Here is a 20,823-nt window from a genome sequence, read left to right on the forward strand (position 1 = left end):
GGCGACGGCACGGCGAGCGCGCCACCTGGACCGGGCAGCAGGGCGTGTGTCACTCAGACGCGACCCAGTCGTGTCCTAGGTCCAGGAAATGCCCTTGGGCCTTGTCACCACATCACCCCCTCGTGCCTAACCCTCACATGAAGCAGTCGTGATGGCGGCAATACCCAGCAGACAAGGCGAATCACACAATATGCGCATTTTTCGTCTTAGTTCTGGTTTCTGCCGCCCGTTACCGCGCGCCGCCGATGAACCCCTACGACTCATACAACAGGACGTTCTAGGACAAATCACCCCACTGCCGCATGCCGTTTCCCCGGCAGCCCGATGATGGAGCGCTCCATCATCGTCGCCGGAAGGTTTCCGCGCCGGTCACCGGACTCGGTCATTGCACGGCGAGGCCGCCGACGAACAGCACCCCCACCGCGACCGCCCAGACCACGACGGCGACGCCGTACAGGGACTCGCGCCGAGTGAGCCAGGCCATCCCCGTGAGGCACGCCGCGACCACGGCGACCACGACGGACACCGCGATCACCGAGGCGATCCGGTCCGCGCACCCCGGCGACGGTTCCAGGCTCGTCTCGCAGAAGGCCCGCCTGCCCCAGTCGCCGAATACCGCGAACCCCCACAGCGTGGCGAGCAGCAGGCTCGCCGCCGCCGGGATCGCCGGAGGAACCACGGTGCGCGTCACCCGGGTACAGATACCCGCCCGGGGAAACGGCGACACGCGCGAGAAATACCGTTTCGGCATCGGGGCGTCCATCGCTAAGCTCTTGTGCTTCCCGCTTCCACCAGCCCTGTCCTCGTCATGCCCTGAGGAGTTTTCGCATGCCCGGAAATGTGCTCGAAGCCGAGCGCGCCCATCTCGCGGCCTCCCGCGCCGCACTGCGAGCGATGCGTGAGCACGCGCAGTCGCTGTCGGCGGACGCCGCCGGCGACTGGGTGTCGCAGCAGGTCCTGCAGGGCCTGCTCGACCAGCGGGTGGCCGCCCTGGCCGATCACCCCGACACTCCGCTGTTCTTCGGCCGCCTGGACCGCGCGTTCGACGACGACCTGCCGACCACGGTCTACGTCGGCCGCAGGCACGTCCACGACGAGAGCAGCCGCCCGCTCGTGATCGACTGGCGCGCCCCGATCTCCCGTGCCTTCTATCAGGCCGGTCCCGCCGACCCGATGGGTATCAGGCTGCGCCGCAGATTCGGCTACCAGGGCGGCGACCTCACGGCGTACGAGGACGAACCGCTCGACGGCCGGGCTCTCGGGCAGAGCAGGCTGCTCACCGAGGAGATCGAGCGGCCCCGCACCGGCCCGATGCGGGACATCGTGGCGACCATCCAGCCGGAGCAGGACGAGATCGTCCGGGCCGACCTCGGCGTGACCGTCTGCGTGCAGGGCGCGCCGGGCACCGGCAAGACCGCCGTGGGCCTGCACCGCGCGGCCTACCTGCTGTTCACCCACCGGGAGAAGCTGTCCCGCGCGGGCGTGACGATCGTCGGCCCCAACCGGGCCTTCCTCGCGTACATCTCCTCGGTGCTTCCCGCCCTGGGCGAGGTGAAGGTCGACCAGAAGACGGTGGCCGGCGTCCTCGGCGACCACGCCCATCCCGAGGACCCCGCGGTGGCGGCCGTGAAGGGCGACGCCCGCATGGCCGAGGTGGTGAAGCGGGCGCTGTGGCTGCACGTCACGAAGCCCGTCGAAGGGGTGCTGTTCACCAAGGGCGTCAACCGCTACCGGGTGCCCGACCACGAGGTCCGCGAGATCGTCGCCTCGCTGCGCGGCACGACGAGGTACGGCCCGGGACGCGCCACCCTGGCCCAGCGCCTCGCCCACGCCGTGCTCGTCCAGATGGAACGGCGCGGCGAGTCGCCCGACGACCGGGTGCAGGACGCGGTGGCCCGCTCGAAGCCGGTCAAGGCCGTGCTCGACGCCGTCTGGCCGAAGCTGACCCCCGAGCAGGTGCTGTTCCGGCTGCTGTCGGACGCGGAGTTCCTCGCCAGGGCCGCCCGATCGGACCTCACGCCCGAGGAGCAGCAGCTCATCGTGTGGCGCAAGCCGTACAAGTCGCATCGCTCGGCCAAGTGGACGGCCGCCGACGCGGCGCTGCTGGACGAGCTCGGCGACCTGATCGAGCGGACCCCGTCACAGGGGCATCTCGTGGTGGACGAGGCGCAGGACCTGTCGGCGATGCAGTTGCGCGCGCTCGGACGCCGCTGCCGCACCGGATCGGCGACCGTGCTCGGCGACCTCGCGCAGGGCACCACCCCTTGGTCGGCACGCTCCTGGAAGACCGTGCTCGACCACCTCGGCCAGCCCGGGGGTGAGGTCACCGAGCTCACGCTGGGCTTCCGCGTGCCCCGCGAGATCCTCGACTTCGCCGCGCGGCTGCTGCCCTCCGTCGCGCCCGAGCTCGCCCCGCCGCGCTCGCTGCGCCCCGGCGCCGGCTCCCTGTCCGTGCGCCGCGAGACCGACGTCGCCGCCGCCCTCCCCGAGGCCGTACGGCACGCCCTCGCACAGGAGGGCTCCATCGGGGTCATTGCGGCGGACGCCGAGCTTCCCGCGCTCTCCGCGGCCCTGGAGGCCGCCGCGGTGCCGCACACGGTGCTCGGCCCGGATTCCGTGGGCGACGACCGGGTGCTGCTGGTGCCGGCGACGCTCGCCAAGGGCCTGGAGTACGACCATGTGATCGTCGCCGAGCCGGCCGCGATCGCGGAGGCCGAGGAGCGCGGCCTCGCCCGCCTCTACGTGGTTCTCACCCGGGCCGTGACCTCCCTGGCCATCCTGCACAGCCGCGAGCTGCCCGAGGAGCTGCGATGAATGCACCGGACGTACGAATCCGCAACGGCGTCTCCGAGGACGTCGAGACCGTCCTGCGGTTCTGGCGTGAGGCCGCCGAGAACACCGACAGGCACGACGACGCCGGCAAGGTCGTGGCTCTGATCGAGCGCGATCCCGAGGCGCTGCTGATCGCCGAGATCGACGGCCGCATGGTCGGCACGCTCATCGCCGGATGGGACGGCTGGCGGGCCCACCTCTACCGGCTCGCCGTGGACCCCGCCCACCGGCGCATGGGCATCGGTTCGCGGTTGATCGAAGCCGCGGAGGAGCGGTTCCGGGCATTCGGCGCGTTCCGCGCGGACGCGATGGTCCTGCACGACAACGCCCTGGCGCACCACGCCTGGACGGCGGCGGGATACGCGATGCAGACCGACTGCGCCCGCTGGGTCAGGCGCCTCACCTGAGCCTGGGGCGTAAAACGGGAAAGGGCGGCTCCCCCGAGGGGGAACCGCCCTTCCGATGAGACGAAGCAGGCAGATGGATCAGAAGTCCATGTCGCCGCCGCCGGGCATGGCGGGGGCCTTCTCCTTCTCGGGCTTCTCGGCGATGACGGCCTCGGTGGTCAGGAACAGCGCCGCGATGGACGCCGCGTTCTGCAGCGCCGAGCGGGTGACCTTGGCCGGGTCGATGATGCCGGACTCGAACATGTTGACGTACTCGCCGGTCGCGGCGTTGAGGCCCTCACCAGCCGGGAGGTTGCGGACCTTCTCCACCACGACGCCGCCCTCGAGGCCGGCGTTGACGGCGATCTGCTTCAGCGGCTCCTCGAGGGCCTTGCGGACGATCGCGGCACCGGTGGCCTCGTCGCCGTTGACCTCGAGCTTGTCGAACGCGTTGGCGCCGGCCTGCAGCAGGGCCACGCCACCGCCGGGGACGATGCCCTCCTCGACCGCGGCCTTGGCGTTGCGGACGGCGTCCTCGATGCGGTGCTTGCGCTCCTTGAGCTCGACCTCGGTGGCCGCGCCGGCCTTGATGACGGCCACGCCGCCGGCCAGCTTGGCGAGGCGCTCCTGGAGCTTCTCGCGGTCGTAGTCGGAGTCGGTGCGCTCGATCTCGGCGCGGATCTCGTTGACCCGGCCGGCGATCTGCTCGGCGTCACCGGCGCCGTCGACGATCGTGGTCTCGTCCTTGGTCACGACGACCTTGCGGGCACGGCCGAGCAGGTCGAGGGTGGCGTTCTCGAGCTTGAGACCGACCTCCTCGCTGACAACCTGGCCACCGGTGAGGGTGGCGATGTCGCCCAGCATGGCCTTGCGGCGGTCGCCGAAGCCCGGAGCCTTGACGGCCACGGACTTGAACAGGCCGCGGATCTTGTTGACGACCAGGGTGGCCAGGGCCTCACCCTCGACGTCCTCGGCGATGATGACCAGCGGCTTGCCGGACTGCACGACCTTGTCGAGCAGCGGCAGCAGGTCCTTGTTCGCCGAGACCTTGGAGTTGACGATCAGGATGTAGGGGTCCTCGAAGACCGCCTCCATGCGCTCCGGGTCGGTCACGAAGTAGCCGGACACGTAGCCCTTGTCGAAGCGCATGCCCTCGGTGAGCTCGAGCTCCAGGCCGAAGGTGTTGCTCTCCTCGACGGTGATGACGCCTTCCTTGCCCACCTTGTCCATCGCCTCGGCGATGAGGGCGCCGATCTCGGTGTCGGCGGCGGAGATGGAGGCGGTGGAGGCGATCTGCTCCTTGGTCTCCACGTCCTTGGCGAGCTTCGACAGCTCCTCGCTGACGCGCTCGACCGCGGCCTCGATGCCCTTCTTCAGCGCCATCGGGTTGGCGCCGGCGGCCACGTTGCGCAGACCCTCGCGTACCAGCGCCTGGGCGAGCACGGTAGCCGTCGTGGTGCCGTCACCGGCGACGTCGTCGGTCTTCTTGGCGACTTCCTTGACGAGCTCGGCGCCGATCTTCTCCCACGGGTCCTCGAGCTCGATCTCCTTGGCGATCGAGACACCGTCGTTGGTGATCGTGGGGGCGCCCCACTTCTTCTCCAGCACGACGTTGCGGCCCTTGGGGCCGAGGGTCACCTTCACGGCGTCGGCGAGCTGGTTCATACCGCGCTCGAGACCGCGCCGGGCGTCCTCGTCAAACGCGATCATCTTGGCAGCCATTAGGCTAGACCTCCCAGTAGCAGGGTGTCTTCAACGGACCGAGCCGACGCCCGCGACGGCTTGGACCCGCTATCCCTGCGCGGGCCCCATCGCCCCGATCCCGGTTGTTGTCACTCTCGACCTCAGAGTGCCAAACAAGTATTTAGCACTCTCCCCCTGAGAGTGCAAGCGGAAGCCACTCTGACCAGCTTGGACGGTATGTCCAGAACGGCCCAGCAGGGCGTGCCGAGCGAGCCGTCGGGGCGCGCCGGCGTCTGGACTGAGGAACGCGCGCAGCGAGGAACGAGCGAGCACGTGACGAGGGCTGCGCCCCTGGCGCGCCTCCGGCACGACCCCGCCGGAAGTGAGCGACCCGACGAGCGAAGCGGGGAACACCGAGCGAGCCGTCGGGGCGCGCCGCCGGTCTGGACCGAGGAGCTGCGCGGGAGCGAAGCGACCAAGCAGCGACGAGGGCCGCGCCCCTGGCGCGCCTCCGGCACGACCCCGCCGGAAGTGAGCCCCCGGCGAGCGAAGCGGGGAACACCGAGCGAGCCGTCGGGGCGCGCCGCCGGTCTGGACTGAGGAGCTGCGCGGGAGCGAAGCGACCAAGCAGCGACGAGGGCCGCGCCCCTGGCGCGCCTCCGGCACGACCCCGCCGGAAGTGAGCCCCCGGCGAGCGAAGCGGGGAACACCGAGCGAGCCGTCGGGGCGCGCCGCCGGTCTGGACTGAGGAGCTGCGCGGGAGCGAAGCGACCAAGCAGCGACGAGGGCCGCGCCCCTGGCGCGCCTCCGGCACGACCCCCGCCGGAAGTGAGCGCCCCGACGAGCGAAGCGGGAAACACAGCGGAAGGCCCGGCTCGCGGGGGCCGCGAGCCGGGCCTTTCGATGGTCGTTGACGGGATCAGACGGCCCGAACGGCCTCCGCCTGTGGGCCCTTCTGACCCTGCGTGATGTCGAACTCAACCCGCTGACCCTGCTCGAGGGCCTTGTAGCCGTCCATCATGATTGCCGAGTAATGGACGAACACATCCTTCCCACCGTCTACCGCGATGAAGCCATAGCCCTTGTCCGCGTTAAACCATTTGACGGTGCCCTGCGCCACTTCCGACTCCTCTTGCTGGGCTGGGGACCACACCCAAGAAGCCCCCGGTTTCGTCGATCGTCCTCGACCATACCCGCGTCAAGGCGTAGGACAACAGAGTCAATCCGCAAACTACTACTTGGCGTTCGCTCAAAGCGGCACCGAAGAATATTCACTTTACCGGTGAATAGTTGAGAGCTGCACCTTTTGTCATAGCACCGTATGACTTCTTCACGGTAGAAGTGCACTTCAGGTGCTCAGCCCCGGTGCGGCGGCTCAGCCTCCGGCGACGGCGGGGATGACCGAAATCTGCACCCCGTCCGGAGTGGCGGTGTCGAGGCCGTCAACAAATCGGACGTCCTCTTCCCCGACGTAGACGTTGACAAAACGCCGAATCTTGCCCGTCTCGTCCAGGATGCGCCCGCCGATGCCGGGGTAGTCCGCGTCCAGCTTCTGCAGGACCTCGCGGAGCGTTCCCCCCTCTCCGCTCACCTCCGCGGCTCCGTTGGTGTACGTCCGGAGAATCGTCGGAATCCGTACGGAAACGCTCATTGTTCGCTCGCTTTCGTTGCTGCCGATGGGCCTTGTGAAACGCTTTCAGTTGGCGAATGCCGCACGGAACGCGTCGAGAGAGGGGCGGATGACGGCCGTGGGACGGGCGTGCTCGGCCACCGCGTCGAGCGTCTTGAGCCCGTCGCCGGTGTTCAGCACCACGGTCTCGGCGTCGGGGTCGAGGCGGCCCTCGCGCACGAGCTTGCGCAGCACGCCGACCGTGACGCCGCCCGCCGTCTCGGCGAAGACACCCTCGGTCCTGGCCAGCAGGCGGATCGCCTCCACCACCTCCTGGTCGTTCACGTCCTCCACCGCGCCACCGGTCCGCCGGGCGATGTCGAGCACGTACGGCCCGTCCGCCGGGTTGCCGATCGCCAGGGACTTGGCGATGGTGTCGGGCCGCACCGGCTGCACCACGTCCTGCCCGGCCTTGAAGGCCCGGGAGACCGGCGAGCAGCCCTCGGCCTGGGCGCCGAAGATGCGGTAGGGCCGCTCCTCGACCAGCCCCAGCTTGATCAGCTCACGGAAGCCCTTGTCGATCTTGGTGAGCTGTGAGCCCGAGGCCACCGGGATGACGATCTGGTCGGGCAGCCGCCAGCCGAGCTGTTCGGCGATCTCGTACGCCAGCGTCTTGGAGCCCTCGGCGTAGTAAGGCCGGAGGTTGACGTTGACGAAGCCCCACTTCTCGCCCAGCTCGTCACCGATGAGCTCGGAGCAGAAGCGGTTCACCTCGTCGTAGGTGCCTTCGAGGGCGACCAGGCGGCCGCCGTACACCGCGGCCATGGTGACCTTGGCCGGCTCCAGGTCGGCGGGGATGAACACGCAGGAGTCCAGCCCGGCCCGGGCGGCCGCCGCGCCCACCGCGCCGGCGAGGTTGCCGGTGGAGGAGCACGACAGGGTGTGGAAGCCGAAGTTGCGCGCGGCCTCCAGCGCGATCGAGACGACCCGGTCCTTGAAGGAGTGCGTGGGGTTGCCGGAGTCGTCCTTGACGTGCAGCGACCGCAGCCCGAGCTCGGCCGCCAGCCTGTCGGCCTTCACGAGCTTGGTCCAGCCGGGCTGGAGGTTGGGCTTGACCGCCACGTCGGCGGGGACGGGGAGCAGGGAGCGGTACCGCCAGATGTTCGCCGGGCCGGACTCGATGTCCTCCCGGCGGATCTCGCCGAACTCGTACGCCACCTCAAGTGGACCGAAACACTCCGTACAGGCGAAGATCGGGCCGAGGTCATAGAGAGCGCCACACTCGCGGCACGAAAGACCGGTGGCGGGGCCGAACTCGACGGGGTTAGCGGCAGTGTTAGCGGCAGTGCTGGTGTGCGCCATGAAGCGAGGCCTTTCCCTCATCTTCGCTCGCGACCACCCTGGCCGCGAGCCGGAATTGGCACCTGTCCCGGCCGGGCCTCGTGGGCACGAGTACGACACCGGGGAGGTTGCCGGGGCTTCGCAGGGCCGGTCCCTCCACCCCTCTGGATGAGCATGTTCAGTTGTGGGACCTTCGCGAGAAGGTCCGTGAAGTGCCGCACCGTGCGGGCGAATCGCGCCGATCGCGGCACTAGCACTGTACCCCGGCGTCCCCTGTGTCCGTTCCGTCGTCTCAAATCATGAGACGATTTGTATCAGCCGTACGCCTCGCCAAGAGCGGTCTGCACGTACTTGCGTGCCTGGTGGATACGGGACTTGACCGTCCCGAGGGGGATCTTCAGCTGGTCGGCGACCTCCGCGTAGTCGAGCTGGCAGATGTCGCGCAGCACGAGCGCCTGAGCGAGGTCGGGCCGCTCGGCCTCAAGCGCCTCCATCGCGTCGAGCAGGTCGAGCCGCGACCCGGCGATGACGCTCACCCGCCGGGGATCGGGCCGCTGCTCGGGCAGCTCCTCCGCCTGCTCCGACGAGCGCCGCTTGAGCGTGCGGTAGGTGGTCCTCGCGCAGTTCACGGTCACGATGTGCAGCCAGGTACTGAACTTGGCCCGCCCCTCGAACCTCGCGATGTTGCGCGCCACGGCGAGCAGCGTGTCCTGCGCGGCCTCCTCGGCGTCCTGCCGATACGGTAGAAGCCGCTCACAGTGCCGCAACACGTCGGGCTCGATGCGCCGCAGCAGTTCACCGAGCGCGCGATGGTCCCCCTGGGCAGCCGATCGGGCCAGGTCCTCGGTCGTGTCGTCCAGTGCCATGCCGTATTCAGCCCTCCCGCGATCGGTTGACATCCTATTGACGGAGGTCGGCTTTTATTAATCTTCCGGCATGCGCGCCCGCTCTGATCGAGGGAACCCCAAGATGAGCAGCACCGTTCTGATCGCGTCCAACCGGGGCCCGGTGTCCTTCACGCTGTCGGACGACGGCGGCCTGACCATGCGCAGGGGCGGGGGCGGGCTCGTCTCCGGCCTGTCCGAGGTGGTCAGGGACACCGACGTCCTGTGGGTCTGCGCGGCGCTGTCGGACGGCGACCGGGGCGCGGTGCGCCAGGCGCCCGGCGGGCGGCTCGACCGGGCCTTCGAGACGGGGCCGATCCGCATGCTGGACATTCCGCCCGCGGTCTTCCACCGGGCCTACAACGCCGTGGCCAACTCGACCCTCTGGTTCGTCAACCACCTGCTTTACAACACGCCCTTCGCCCCCGAGTTCGGCACGCGCTTCCGCCGGGAGTGGGAGTCGTACCGCACGTACAACGGCGCCTTCGCGCTGGCCCTGGCCGAGGAGGCGGCGCACCGCGCGCGCGTCATGGTGCAGGACTACCACCTGACGCTGACCCCGGCGATGCTCCGTGTGGAGCGGCCCGACCTGCGCATCGCCCACTTCTCGCACACGCCCTGGGCCCCGCCCGAGTACTTCGCGCTGCTGCCCGGGGACGTCATGGCGGAAGTGTTGACCGGCATCCTCGGCGCCGATCACGCCGGGTTCCTCACCGCGCGCTGGGCCCGTGCCTTCATGGACTGCTGTGAGACGCTGCTCGGGGCCCGGGTGGACCGCGACGCCCGTACGGTGACGTTCGACGGGCGCACCACCCGGATCGGCGTCCACGCGCTCGGGGTGAACGGCGAGACGCTGCGGGCGCGGGCGGCCGAGCCGGACGTCGAGTCGCACATGACCGCGATCAGGGACCATGTCGGCGACCGCAAGCTGATCGTGCGCATCGACCGCACCGAGCTGTCCAAGAACATCGTGCGCGGCCTGCGGGCCTACCAGGAGTTCCTCGCCGCCCACCCCGAGTGGCACGGCCGGGTCGTCCATCTCGCGTTCGCCTACCCCTCACGGCACGATCTGCCGGAGTACCGCGAGTACACGGCGGCCGTGCAGCGCTGCGCGAAGGAGATCGAGGACGAGTACGCCACCGAGGACTGGGATCCGCTGATCCTCAACGTGAACGACGACTACCCGCGCTCACTTGCCGCCTATCGGCTCGCCGACGTGCTGCTCGTCAACCCGATCAGGGACGGCATGAACCTGGTGGCCAAGGAGGGCCCGATCCTGTCGCCCCGGTGCGCGCTGGTGCTGTCGCGGGAGGCGGGCGCGGCGGCCGAGCTGGGGGCCGACTCGTTGCTGGTCAACCCCTACGACGTGTCCGGCACGGCGGCGGCACTGCACGAGGCGCTGACGCTGCCGGAGCAGGAGCGGCTCACCCGCGGGCTGCGGCTGCGGGAGGCCGCGACCGCCCTGCCGCCCCAGCGTTGGTTCGAGGACCAGCTCGCCGCGCTGCGCTGAGCTCTGCTCCCGCGCCGCGCCGAACGCTGCGCCGGCCGCCGCACCGGATGATCGGCTCTCGTCCGCGGATGATCCGTTGCGCTACCCTTTCCTGGTTTTGGACCGCAACATAAAGGTCACCAGAGACAGTCCCACCTGGTTGATCTACCTCCAGCTCGCCACCTTCGCCACCTACCTGTACGGCCTGTCGGCCGCCCTGCCTCTCCTGCGCGCCGAGCTCGGCGTGTCCCAGGCCGTCGCCGGGCTGCACGGCACCGGGATGGCGCTCGGCGGCATCGCAGGCGGGCTGGCCCTGCCCGCGCTGACCAGGCGGTTCGGACGCCGCGCCGTCACCTGGGCCGGCTTGACCGGGATGAACGCCGGGGTGCTCCTCGTCGCGTCCGGGCACGCGCTCCCCTTCACGCTGGCCGGCTTCACGCTCGCCGGCGCCTGCGGTTCGACGGCGCTGTACGTCATGATGGCGGTGCTCAGCGACCACCACGGCCCTGCGGGGGCGGCGGTCATCAGCGAGGCCAACGCGGTCGCCGTCACCGCCGGAATCGCCACCACCTACGCGTTCAGTGTGGTGGCCGAGTCGCCGGCCGGCTGGCGGCCCGCGCTGTTCGTGCCGGTGGCCTCCACCCTCCTGGTGGCCCTGCTCATGGGCAGGGTCTGGGTGCCGCCGGTGCCCGCCCCGCCCCCGTCGTCCGCGGAGGCGGCGGGATCGGGCCGCAAAGTGCCGTACGGCTGGCGCTTCCACGTCGCCGGAGCGGTCCTGCTGTGCTGCGTGGCCCTCGAGTTCGCCTTCAACCTGTGGGCCGCCGAGCTGCTTTCCCAGCGGACCGGGCTGTCGCCCGGCGTGGCCGCGACCGGGCTGACCGCGATGCTGGCCGGCATGGCCGCCGGCCGGTTCGGCGGCGCCCGGCTGGCCCTGCGCTTCGCGCCGGGGTCGGTGCTGCTGGGCTCGCTCGGGGTGACCCTGGCGGGCTGGGCGCTGTTCTGGACCGGGATCTCGGCGCCGGTCTGCTACGCCGGGCTCGCGCTCAGCGGGCTCGGCATCTCGGTCCAGTTCCCGATGGGCCTCACGCGCGTGATCGAGGTGTCGGGAGGCCGGCCGGACCAGGCGTCGGGCACGGCCTCGATCTGGGCGGGCGTGGGCTCGGGCAGCGGGCCGTTCGTGCTCGGCGCGCTGGGCGACGGCTTCGGAACGCACACGGCGTTCCTGCTCGTGCCCGCCCTGATCGCGATGGCCGCGGGCGGAGTGGCCGCGTCCAGGACGCGTGCCTGAACTCCGGACCGTCAGCTCCAGGTCGCGTTCTTGAGGATCGCGCTCAGCTGCGGGTGGTCCCACTGGTCGAGGACCAGGACCTTCGACGTGGGCAGATACCACTCGCGCTGGTTGTAGTGCAGCTTCACCCGCCACTTCTTGTCGACGCAGGTCGCCGCCCACTTGTGGTAGTCCGCCCGGTGGCCTGCCCCGACCGGCCGCAGCCCCTTCTCGGCGAGCTTCCACTCGCCCTTGTACAGCTTGTAGCTCTTGGGGCAGATGCTGACGTCGGTCGCGGGGTCGTAGCCGTACTTCGACTTGTAGGACTGGAACGTGTGGCCCCCGATCTTGAGCGCCTTCGGGCCCAGCACCCAGAAGCTGTGGCACCCATAGTCGCGGAAACCGAAGTCCTCGGTGCCGTAGGTGGGGCACGAGCCGGTGATGACGCGCACCCAGTCCTTGTCGTCCTTGGCCACCTTCCACGACGTGGGGATCGTGAGGGTCAGGCCGCCCCGCAGGTGGACCTGCTTGGTGCCGCCGCTTTCGCTCGCGAACGCCGCAGCCGGAGCCGTCAGGGTGGCCGCCAGCACGGCCAGGCCGGCCGCCGCGGCCGAGATCGTCTTTCTGAACATGTCCGGCACACTAGACGCGGTCACTTGCGGACGACTTGCGGCCTAATAGCCAGACTTGGGACCTGACAGACAAAGGGTCCCCAAACGCGGCGTCAGCTCCACGTGGCGTCCTTGAGTATCGTGCTCAGGCCCGGGGTCCTCCACTGGTCGATCACCAGGATCTTCGACGTCGGCAGGTACCACTCGCGCTGGTTGTAGTGCGCCTTCACCGTGTGCGAGCTCATGGTCACGCAGGTCCCCGCCCAGTCGCGGTAGTACGCCTTGTGCCCCGGCCCGACCTGCCGCAGCCCCTTCGCGGCGAGCTTGCTCTGGCCGATGTAGAGGTTCTTCCCGACCGGGCAGGGCCCGACGTCGGTGGCCGGGTAGAACGGGCCGTCCGGCGTGTACTTCTGGAACAGCTCGTGGCCGACCTTGATGGCCTCGGGTCCCATGACCCAGAAGCTGTGGCACCCCGAGTCGCGGAAGCCGTACGTGTCCGTGCCCTTGGTCGGGCACGACCCGGTGATGACCCGCACCCAGTCCTTGCGACTGTCGTCGACCTTCCAGGACGACGGGATCCTGAGAGTCAGGCCCTTGCGCAGGTGCAGCGGCTTGGTGGCCGCGCTGTCGTTCGCGAACGCCGCCGCCGGAGCCGCCAGGGACGCCGCCAGCACGGCGAGTCCGGCCGCGGCGGCCGAGATCGTCTTCCTCATGCCCCGGAAACTACGCCCGGCCGCTTGCAGACGGCTTGCCGAGCCGTGCCACGAGGTCGCCGAGGAAGGCCACGACGCCGTCGGGACCGTCCACCACCACGTCGGCGCGCTCCGCCAGGGCGGTCACCTCCGTCGACCCGCTGCACACCCGTACGCCGGGGACGCCGGCCGACTCGACCGCGCCGAAGGCGGCGAGGTCCCCCAGGTCGTCGCCGACGAACATCACCGAGCGGGCGTTCCGCTCGGCGAGGAAGGCCGACAGGGCCTGCCCCTTGTCCATTCCGGCCGGCCGCAGCTCCAGCACCATGCGGCCGGGCTCGACCGCCAGCCCGGCCTCCTCGGCCAGTGCCGCGATTGGCCCGCGCAGCGCCTCCAGCGCCCCCGCGGGGTCGGCGCAGCGCCGGGTGTGCACGGCGACGGCCCGGTCCTTGTCCTCGATCCACACGCCGTCGAGGCCTCTCGCGAGCTCGGGCAGCCTGGCGCGGACGAGGTCGAGCCCCGGCGGCGGAGGCGGGGCCGTCAGACGGCCGTCCTCCCAGCGCTCGAGTCCGTAATGACCGAGGATCACCAGGCCGGGCACGTCGGCGAGGGAGGGCCCGCCGGGGACCTCACCGAGGGCCAGCGCCGTACGCGGCGGGCGTCCCGTGACGATCACGACGGCGCGCACCAGCGGGGCGAGGGCGGCCAGCACGCCCGGCACGCCGGGATGCACCCGGGCGGTGGCGGGGTCGGGCACGATCGGGGAGAGCGTGCCGTCGTAGTCGAGCCCGATCACGGCGCCGGCCGGATCGGAGACGATCGCGTCGAGTCCTGCGTGCGCGGGCAGGGTCATGGCCTCACTCCGAAGGGGGTCAGTGCGTACGCCTCGACGGCCTCATGCCCGGAGGGCGGAATGCATGCATGCGAGGGGGACTATGAGTTGAGTCCGAAACGGCGGGCCGAGCGATCACGCCGCCGGCCGGCCCTCATCCGGCGCAGCCGCTTGACGAGCATGGGGTCGTGCTCCAGCGCCTCGGGCCGGTCGATCAGCTCCCCGAGTAACTGGTAGTACCGGGTCGCGGAGATGCCGAAGGCCTCCCTGACCGCCTGTTCCTTGGCGCCCGCGTAACGCCACCACTTGCGCTCGAACGCGAGCATCTCGCGGTCGCGCTCTGAGAGGTCGGGCCCTTCGCCGCCGGCCGGTTCGGTGTCCATCGGCTCCTCCTCGATCGGCTCGCGGGCCCGTCCCATGGTAATGCCAAGCCCGGGAGACGAACCCGGGGTGTTCAGGCCGGGCGGCACAGACGTAATGTCACGTGGTGTGAGCTCTGTAATCACGCTTCTGACCGACTACGGGCTGGAGGACGGGTTCGTCGCCGCGTGCCACGGCGTGATCGCGGGGATCGCCCCGCAGGCTCGGATCATCGACGTGGGTCATCTCGTCCCCGCAGGGGACGTACGGCGCGGCGCGGCCATCCTCGCGCAGACCCTGCCCTACCTGCCGGCCGGCGTCCACCTCGCGGTCGTCGATCCGGCCGTGGGCGTGAACCGGCGCGCGGTCGCCGTGGAGGCGGGGGGACGGGTGTTCCTCGGCCCCGACAACGGCATCCTCTCGTGGGCCGTCCGCGCCGCGGGAGGCGCCGAGGCCGCCTACGAGATGACGAACAAGGACCTGTTCCTGGCCAGCGTCTCTCCGACCTTCCCGGGACGTGACCTGTTCGCCCCGGTGGCCGCCCACCTGTGCACGGGACGTGCGGTCGCCGACGTGGGGCCGCCGATGCCGGTGAACCGCCTGGTGACCCTGCCCGCGCCGACCTGCCGGTTGCGGGACGGCGCGGCCGAGGGCGAGGTCATGTCGGTGGACAGGCACGGCAACGTCCAGTTGTCGATCACCGCCTCCGACCTGGCCGAGCTCGGCGTACGGCTCGGCGACACCCTCGCCGTGTGGCTCGGGCGCCGCCAGATCACCGTGCCGTTCCGGGAGACGTTCACCGCCGTCCCGCCGGGCGACCTGGTGGCGTTCGCCGACTCCGCCGGCCTGGTCGCGATGGCGATCAACGCCGGGGACGCCGCCGACCGCCTGGGCCTGCCCCCGGGCGCGCACGTGCGGCTGTCGCCCGGGCGCTGACCCGGCCGGGGTCCTACTGGGCGTTCACCACGTCGCGGACCTCCGCGAAGTGGCAGGCGCTGGGGTGGTCGCTGCCCGGGCGCGCCTGGAGCGCGGGCGCCTGCTCGGCGCAGATGTCCTGCGCCTTCCAGCACCGCGTGCGGAAGTGGCAGCCCGAGGGCGGGTTCGCCGGCGAGGGCGGGTCGCCCTGGAGGATGATCCGCTGGCGGGTCTCCCGGCCCTCCGGATTCGGCACCGGCACGGCCGACAGCAGCGCCTGCGTGTACGGGTGCGTCGGGGTGTCGTAGATCTCCGCGTCGGTGCCCAGCTCGACGATCTTGCCGAGATACATCACCGCGACCCGGTCGGAGATGTGGCGGACCACCGACAGGTCGTGCGCGATGAAGATGTAGGCGAGGTCGAACTCGCTCTGCAGCCGCTCCAGCAGGTTCATGACCTGGGCCTGGATCGACACGTCGAGCGCGGAGACCGGCTCGTCGCAGATGATGATCTCGGGCTGGAGCGCCAGGCCGCGGGCGATGCCGATGCGCTGGCGCTGGCCGCCGGAGAACTGGTGCGGGTAGCGGTTGATGTGGTCGGGGTTGAGACCGACCACCTCCAGCAGCTCCTGCACGCGGCGCCGCCGGCCGCCCTTGGGCACGACGTCCGAGTGGATCTCGAACGGCTCCCCCACGATGTCGCCGACGGTCATCCGCGGGTTCAGCGAGGTGTAGGGGTCCTGCATCACCATCTGGATGTTGCGGCGCATCCGCTTGAGCTCGCCGCCCCTGGCCGTGGCGATGTCCCTGCCGTGGACGCGCACGGAGCCCGACGTGGGCCGCTCCAGCGCCATCAGCAGCTTGGCCAGGGTGGACTTGCCGCAGCCCGACTCGCCGACGATCCCGAGCGTCTCACCCCGGTGCAGGTCGAAGGAGACCCCGTCGACGGCCTTGATCGCGCCGATCTGCCGCTTGACGACGATGCCCTGGGTGAGCGGGAAGTGCTTGACCAGGTCGCGGACCTCGAGGATCGACTCAGCGTTCGCCTTCATCGATGACCTCCCTCCAGTAGTGGCAGGCACTGCCGCGGGTGCCACTGATCGTGTACAGCGGCGGAACGTCGGTCACGCAGTTGTCCCGCCGGTACGGGCACCGCGGGTGGAAGGCGCAGCCCGTCGGCATCTCCAGCAGGTTGGGCGGCAGGCCCTTGATCGCGTACAGCTCCTGGCCCTTGTGATCCACCCGGGGGATGGACTCCAGCAGGCCCTTCGAGTAGGGGTGGGCCGGGTTCTTGTACAGCTCGTGGACCAGGGCGTTCTCGACGATGCGCCCGCCGTACATGACCGCGATCTTGTCCGCGACGTCGGCGACGACGCCGAGGTCGTGAGTGATCAGGATCAGGCCCATGTTGCTGTCGCGCTGCAGCTCCGCGAGCAGACCCATGATCTGCGCCTGGACGGTCACGTCGAGCGCGGTGGTCGGCTCGTCGGCGATCAGGACCTCCGGGTCGAGCGCGATCGCCATGGCGATCATGATGCGCTGCCGCATGCCGCCGGAGAACTGGTGCGGGAAATCGTTGACCCGTTCCCTGGCGGCCGGGATCCTGACCCGGTCCATCAGCTCGATGGCCTTCTTCCTGGCCTCGGCCCGGGAGGTGCCGCGGTGCATGCGGAACATCTCGGCGATCTGCCAGCCGACCGGGAAGACCGGGTTCAGCGCGGACAGCGCGTCCTGGAAGACCATGGAGATGCCCTCCCCGCGGATCTTCCTGCGCTGGTCCTCCGGGAGCTTGAGCAGATCGACGCCGCGGAAGCGGATCTCGCCCCCGGTCACCTTCCCCGGGGGCATGTCGAGGATGCCCATGATGGTCTGGGCGGTGACGCTCTTGCCCGAGCCCGACTCGCCCAGCACGGCGAGCGTCTCGCCGGCGTCCACGCTGTAGGTCACGCCGTTGACGGCCTTGGCCACGCCCGCCCGGGTGCGGAACTCGACGTGGAGGTTGTCGACCTCCAGCAGGGCCCCGCCGTGGGAGCCTCTGCCCATCTGCTCGGAAAGCACTTCCGTCACTCGCTGTGCCTCCTCATCGAAGCTTCGGGTCGAGGGCGTCGCGTACGGCTTCGCCGAGCATGACGAAGGTCAGCACGCACAGGGACAGGAACCCGGCCGGGAAGAACATGGCGTGCGGCCCGGTCCTGAGATAGTCCTTGTGGTCGGCGATCGCGATGCCCCAGGAGATGACCGGCGAGCGCAGGCCGATGCCGAGCAGCGACAACGTCGCCTCGGCGCCGATGAAGCTGCCGATGGTGATCGTGGCGTACACGAGGATCGGCGCCAGCGAGTTCGGCAGGAGGTGCCTGAAGATGATCCGCATCGGTCCGGCGCCGAGCGCCCTGGCGGCCTGCACGTAGTCCTGGTGCTTGGCCTGGATGACGGCCGAGCGGGCGATGCGCATCAGGATCGGCCAGCCCAGCAGGGCCAGCACGACGATCACGACCGTCATGATCGTGAACTTGCTGGGGTTCGACTGGGCCGGCGCGATGGTGCCGAGGATGATGATCGCGCCCAGCACGTACGGCAGGCCGAGGAACATCTCGCCGACGCGGGAGACGACGGCGTCGATCCAGCGCCCGAAGTAGGCCGCGAGCACGCCCGTCAGGCCGCCGAGCACGACGGTGACCAGCGTGGCCAGCACGCCCACGATGATCGAGGTGCGGGCGCCGTAGATGGTCCTGGCCCACACGTCCCGGCCCTGCAGGTCGTAGCCGAACCAGGCCTCCGCGCTCGGCAGCTCCATGCTCTTGGAGAGCGTGGCGTACTCCGGGTCCTTGTGCGTGAACAGCGACGGGAAGGCCGCCATCAGGAGGAACAGGATCAGCAGCACGAGCGAGATCCAGAAGATCTTGCGCCGCTTCAGGATGTCCCACGTGTCGCGCCAGAGGCTGCGCTGGCTGTCCCGGACCGCGACCGGGCTCGCGGTCGGGTCGTCCGCTCCCTTGATCAGGTCTTGCGTCGCGGTCGGGTCACTCATAGCGGATCCTCGGGTCGAGCACGCCGTAGAGGAGGTCGACGAGCAGGTTGGCGATCAGGTACACGAGCACGAGCAGCGTGGCCACGGGAACCACGACCGTGTAGTCCTGGCGGTTGATGGCCGTCCACAGCAGTCCGCCGATGCCGTGGATGTTGAAGATGCCCTCGGTGATGATCGCGCCGGACATCAGCGAGCCGATCTCGGTGCCGAGGAACGTCAGCACCGGGATGAGCGAGTTGCGCAGCAGGTGGATGCCGACCACCCGCCGGTTGGTCAGGCCCTTGGCCACCGCGGTGCGCACGTAGTCGGACCGCAGGTTCTCCACGATGCTGGTACGCGTCAGCCTGGAGGTGAACGCCATGTTGAGGCTGGCCAGCACCAGGGCCGGGACGATCAGCTGGACGACCGTCGCCTCGTCCGGCACGGTCGGGGTGATGATGCCGAGACGCACGCCCAGCAGCCACTGCAGCAGGAAGCCGGTGACGAAGATGGGCAGCGACAGCAGGAACAGCGTGGAGATCGTCACCACGTTGTCGAGGAAGCCGCCGCGCTTGAGCCCGGACAGCACCCCGGCGCCGATCCCGATGACGGCCTCGAAAGCCACCGCCATCAGTGCGAGCCTGATGGTGATCGGCCAGGCGTCGCCGAGCTGGCTCGCCACCGAGACTCCGTTGAAGTCGGTGCCCATGTTGCCGGTGAGCAGGTTCTTCAGGAAGTTCCCGTACTGCAGCAGGATGGGCTGGTCCAGGCCGAACTGCTCGCGCATGGCTGTGACGTAGCTGTCCGGACAGGGCCGCTGGCCGCATCTACCCGCGAACGGATCGCCGGGGAGCTGCCAGACCATGTAGTTGATGATGAACGTCGTGCCCAGCACGACAGGCACGAGTTGCAGCAGGCGCCGGATCGCGTATCGGCCCATGCGCACCTCCGATCTGACGCTAAAGGTCGTACATGCGCCCCCCGCGGGTCAACACGGAGTTCGCAACGGACAGCCCTCGAGGCCGGCCCCGGTAGGGAACCGGCCTCGGGGGGTAAACGCGTACGAGCTGTCTCGGTCGCGCCTCTCGGATCTTCCGCCTGCTACGGCGAGACCCGAGGGCCGCTCCCTACGCTTCCTTGATCGCGATCGACAGCGGGTCGAGCACGCCGAAGGGGGTGACCTTCACACCGGTCACCCACTTGGAGGTGCCGGCCTGCAGACCGTACGACCACAGCGGAATCGCGGGCATGTCCTGCTGCAGCATAGCCTCCGCCTCCTGGTAGAGGGCGTTGGCCTGGGCGGGGTCGGCGGCGGTGTCGGCCTCGTGGAGCTTCTTGTCGAGCTCCTTGTTGCTGTAGAGACCGTCGTTGGAGGAGGCGCCGGTCTTGTACAGCGGGTTGAGGAAGTTCTCGACGTGGGGGTAGTCCATCTGCCAGCCGGTGCGGAACGCGCCCTTGATCTTGTGCTGGGTGATGGTGTCGCGCAGCTCGGCGAAGGTGGGCATGTCCTTGTGGACGAACTTCACGCCGGCGTCGGGGCCGAAGGCCTGGTTGATGCTGTTGACCGTGGCCTCAATCCAGTCCTTGTGGGTGCCGTCGGCGTTGGACCAGATCGGGAACTCGGCCGGCGGGGTGTAGCCCTCGGCCTTGGCCTTGGCGAGGTACTCCTTCGCCTTGGCGGGGTTGTAGGTGCACAGGTCGCCGCAGGCCCCGTCCTTGAAGCCCTCGACGATCGGGGAGACCCAGCCGTTGATGGGCACGCGGCCCTTGTTAAAGATCTTCTCGGTGATCGTCTTCCGGTCGATCGCGTACGACACGGCCTTGCGGAAGTCCGCGTTGCCGCCGAACTCCTTGTCGTACAGCGGGAAGGTGACCGTCTGGATGATCCCCTGCTGGCCGTCGATCGCGCGGTCGCCGAGGTCGCTCTTCCACTTGTCGCCGGCGAGGGCCGACGGCGGGATCAGCTCGGTGAAGTCGAGGTTGTTGGAGACCAGGTCCGCGTACGCCGCGTTGTCGTCCTTGTACATCTTGTAGACGATCTTCTTGACCTTGGGCTTCTCCGGCCCGGGGTAGTCGGGGTTCGCCTCGACGATGATCTGCGAGTTGTGGTCCCACTGGACGAACTTGAAGGGGCCGTTCGTCGTCGGCTTCTGCGCGAACGCCTTCGGGTCCTTGAAGAACGACTCCGGCAGCGGCGAGAACGCCACGTAGCCCAGCTTGGTGCGGAACACGGCGACGGGAGCGCTCAGGGTGACCTTGAAGGTGAGGTCGTCGACGACCTCCAGGCCTTCCAGCTTGTCGGTCTCCGGCTTGGGGGCCTCCTTCGGCCCGTCGGGGCCGTCGGGGTCGGCGGTGTTGACCTTGTCGTAGCCCACGATGTCGCCGAACCAGAAGCTGCCGAGCTGGGCGTTCGGCGAGTAGGCGGCGTAGTTCCACGCGTCGACGTAGTTCTTCGCGGTGACCGGCGTGCCGTCGGTCCACTTCAGACCGGGCTTGAGCTTGATCGTCCACACCTTGTTGTCGGTGGTCTCGATCGACTCGGCCTGGTCGAGCTCGGGAGCGGCAGTGTCCGAGTTGTACTTCACGAGGCGGCTGTACACGAAGTCGTTGATCGTGCCACCGCAGGTCTCGTTGATGTTCCCCGGTGCGAAGCCCGTCTGGGGTTCACAGCCGCGGATGTAGACGGTTCCGGTGGCGGCCCGGGGGTTGTCCCCTCCGCCGCTACTGGAGCCGCCGCCCCCGCCGCACGCGGCGACGCCGAGCGCAAGCAGCGCGGTGCCGGTGGCGATCTTCGCGCCCTTAGTCACGCGCATAGTGGATTGGTCCTCCCTCTAAGGTTGGGCGTTCGCGCTGGTTAGCACCCGGTTTGCCGGGCTTGGTCAAACCAGCTGACGTCCTGCCAGTCGTCCGGAGCAT

General features: G+C 69.6%; 20 protein-coding genes and 1 riboswitch. Of the genes, 5 read left to right on the forward strand and 15 right to left on the reverse strand.

Annotated features, from left to right (window positions below):
- Positions 1–382: 382 nt before the first annotated feature.
- On the reverse strand, positions 383–691 hold the full coding sequence (locus tag ACQPZZ_RS36745) for a hypothetical protein (RefSeq protein WP_432926727.1): 309 nt from the start codon (positions 689–691) through the stop codon (positions 383–385).
- Between the two features lie 137 nt (positions 692–828).
- On the opposite strand from ACQPZZ_RS36745, the gene ACQPZZ_RS36750 reads away from it, so the two are divergent.
- Positions 829–2,814 carry a HelD family protein gene (locus ACQPZZ_RS36750; RefSeq protein WP_432926729.1) on the forward strand — a complete coding sequence of 662 codons (1,986 nt, stop codon included), beginning with the start codon at positions 829–831 and terminating at the stop codon, positions 2,812–2,814.
- The gene (locus ACQPZZ_RS36755; protein ID WP_363643449.1) at positions 2,811–3,239 is read left to right on the forward strand and encodes a GNAT family N-acetyltransferase; all 429 of its coding nucleotides are present in this window, start codon (positions 2,811–2,813) and stop codon (positions 3,237–3,239) included. The genes ACQPZZ_RS36750 and ACQPZZ_RS36755 overlap by 4 nt, the downstream gene beginning before the upstream one ends.
- A 78-nt stretch (positions 3,240–3,317) precedes the next feature.
- On the opposite strand, the gene groL is transcribed toward ACQPZZ_RS36755, so the two are convergent.
- The 5 genes from groL to ACQPZZ_RS36780 all read right to left on the reverse strand — a co-directional run bounded on the left by groL (position 3,318) and on the right by ACQPZZ_RS36780 (position 8,717).
- On the reverse strand, positions 3,318–4,940 hold the full coding sequence (groL, locus tag ACQPZZ_RS36760) for a chaperonin GroEL (RefSeq protein ID WP_432926731.1): 1,623 nt from the start codon (positions 4,938–4,940) through the stop codon (positions 3,318–3,320).
- 880 nt (positions 4,941–5,820) lie between these two features.
- Complete coding sequence (locus ACQPZZ_RS36765; protein WP_030509192.1) at positions 5,821–6,021, reverse strand: cold-shock protein; 201 nt, start codon at positions 6,019–6,021, stop codon at positions 5,821–5,823.
- 255 nt (positions 6,022–6,276) lie between these two features.
- Positions 6,277–6,552, reverse strand: a complete 276-nt coding sequence (locus ACQPZZ_RS36770; protein ID WP_363643445.1) for a MoaD/ThiS family protein — start codon at positions 6,550–6,552, stop codon at positions 6,277–6,279.
- A 45-nt stretch (positions 6,553–6,597) separates the two neighbouring features.
- Positions 6,598–7,872, reverse strand: coding sequence for a threonine synthase (gene thrC, locus ACQPZZ_RS36775; RefSeq protein WP_432926734.1), 1,275 nt, complete (start codon positions 7,870–7,872; stop codon positions 6,598–6,600).
- Positions 7,873–7,886: 14 nt separating this feature from the next.
- Positions 7,887–8,026, reverse strand: a riboswitch (SAM riboswitch).
- A gap of 139 nt (positions 8,027–8,165) precedes the next feature.
- On the reverse strand, positions 8,166–8,717 hold the full coding sequence (locus tag ACQPZZ_RS36780; RefSeq protein WP_363643441.1) for an RNA polymerase sigma factor: 552 nt from the start codon (positions 8,715–8,717) through the stop codon (positions 8,166–8,168).
- A gap of 103 nt (positions 8,718–8,820) precedes the next feature.
- Here ACQPZZ_RS36780 and ACQPZZ_RS36785 point away from each other — a divergent pair, with 103 nt between their 5' ends.
- Together ACQPZZ_RS36785 and ACQPZZ_RS36790 are read left to right on the forward strand one after the other, a co-directional pair.
- Positions 8,821–10,245, forward strand: coding sequence for an alpha,alpha-trehalose-phosphate synthase (UDP-forming) (locus ACQPZZ_RS36785; protein ID WP_363643439.1), 1,425 nt, complete (start codon positions 8,821–8,823; stop codon positions 10,243–10,245).
- 97 nt (positions 10,246–10,342) lie between these two features.
- Complete coding sequence (locus ACQPZZ_RS36790; protein ID WP_432926737.1) at positions 10,343–11,512, forward strand: MFS transporter; 1,170 nt, start codon at positions 10,343–10,345, stop codon at positions 11,510–11,512.
- 11 nt (positions 11,513–11,523) lie between these two features.
- On the opposite strand, the gene ACQPZZ_RS36795 is transcribed toward ACQPZZ_RS36790, so the two are convergent.
- From ACQPZZ_RS36795 to ACQPZZ_RS36810, 4 genes are all read right to left on the reverse strand, one after another.
- Entirely contained in the window at positions 11,524–12,123 is a 600-nt protein-coding gene (locus tag ACQPZZ_RS36795; RefSeq protein WP_363643435.1) for a hypothetical protein, read from the reverse strand.
- A gap of 92 nt (positions 12,124–12,215) precedes the next feature.
- The gene (locus ACQPZZ_RS36800; RefSeq protein WP_432926739.1) at positions 12,216–12,815 is read right to left on the reverse strand and encodes a hypothetical protein; all 600 of its coding nucleotides are present in this window, start codon (positions 12,813–12,815) and stop codon (positions 12,216–12,218) included.
- Positions 12,816–12,825: 10 nt separating this feature from the next.
- Positions 12,826–13,647: a trehalose-phosphatase gene (gene otsB, locus ACQPZZ_RS36805; RefSeq protein ID WP_432926741.1), complete on the reverse strand. Its 822-nt coding sequence runs from the start codon at positions 13,645–13,647 to the stop codon at positions 12,826–12,828.
- A gap of 80 nt (positions 13,648–13,727) precedes the next feature.
- On the reverse strand, positions 13,728–14,009 hold the full coding sequence (locus ACQPZZ_RS36810; protein ID WP_432926743.1) for a DUF3263 domain-containing protein: 282 nt from the start codon (positions 14,007–14,009) through the stop codon (positions 13,728–13,730).
- A 106-nt stretch (positions 14,010–14,115) separates the two neighbouring features.
- On the opposite strand from ACQPZZ_RS36810, the gene ACQPZZ_RS36815 reads away from it, so the two are divergent.
- Positions 14,116–14,922: an SAM hydrolase/SAM-dependent halogenase family protein gene (locus ACQPZZ_RS36815; RefSeq protein ID WP_363643427.1), complete on the forward strand. Its 807-nt coding sequence runs from the start codon at positions 14,116–14,118 to the stop codon at positions 14,920–14,922.
- A 13-nt stretch (positions 14,923–14,935) separates the two neighbouring features.
- Here ACQPZZ_RS36815 and ACQPZZ_RS36820 read toward each other — a convergent pair whose 3' ends face one another.
- From ACQPZZ_RS36820 to ACQPZZ_RS36840, 5 genes are all read right to left on the reverse strand, one after another.
- Positions 14,936–15,952, reverse strand: coding sequence for an ABC transporter ATP-binding protein (locus tag ACQPZZ_RS36820; RefSeq protein WP_432926745.1), 1,017 nt, complete (start codon positions 15,950–15,952; stop codon positions 14,936–14,938).
- Positions 15,936–16,967, reverse strand: coding sequence for an ABC transporter ATP-binding protein (locus ACQPZZ_RS36825; RefSeq protein ID WP_432926747.1), 1,032 nt, complete (start codon positions 16,965–16,967; stop codon positions 15,936–15,938). The genes ACQPZZ_RS36820 and ACQPZZ_RS36825 overlap by 17 nt, the downstream gene beginning before the upstream one ends.
- A gap of 13 nt (positions 16,968–16,980) precedes the next feature.
- Positions 16,981–17,928 carry an ABC transporter permease gene (locus ACQPZZ_RS36830; RefSeq protein ID WP_432926749.1) on the reverse strand — a complete coding sequence of 316 codons (948 nt, stop codon included), beginning with the start codon at positions 17,926–17,928 and terminating at the stop codon, positions 16,981–16,983.
- Complete coding sequence (locus ACQPZZ_RS36835; RefSeq protein ID WP_432926751.1) at positions 17,921–18,847, reverse strand: ABC transporter permease; 927 nt, start codon at positions 18,845–18,847, stop codon at positions 17,921–17,923. Before ACQPZZ_RS36835 ends, ACQPZZ_RS36830 begins: the two co-directional genes overlap by 8 nt.
- Before the next feature lie 187 nt (positions 18,848–19,034).
- Positions 19,035–20,714 (reverse strand): peptide ABC transporter substrate-binding protein, encoded by a 1,680-nt coding sequence (locus tag ACQPZZ_RS36840; RefSeq protein ID WP_432926753.1) that lies wholly within the window; start codon positions 20,712–20,714, stop codon positions 19,035–19,037.
- Between the last annotated feature and the right edge of the window lie 109 nt (positions 20,715–20,823).

The sequence above is a fragment of the Microbispora sp. CA-135349 genome (genome assembly GCF_050947365.1).
GTDB lineage: Bacteria > Actinomycetota > Actinomycetes > Streptosporangiales > Streptosporangiaceae > Microbispora.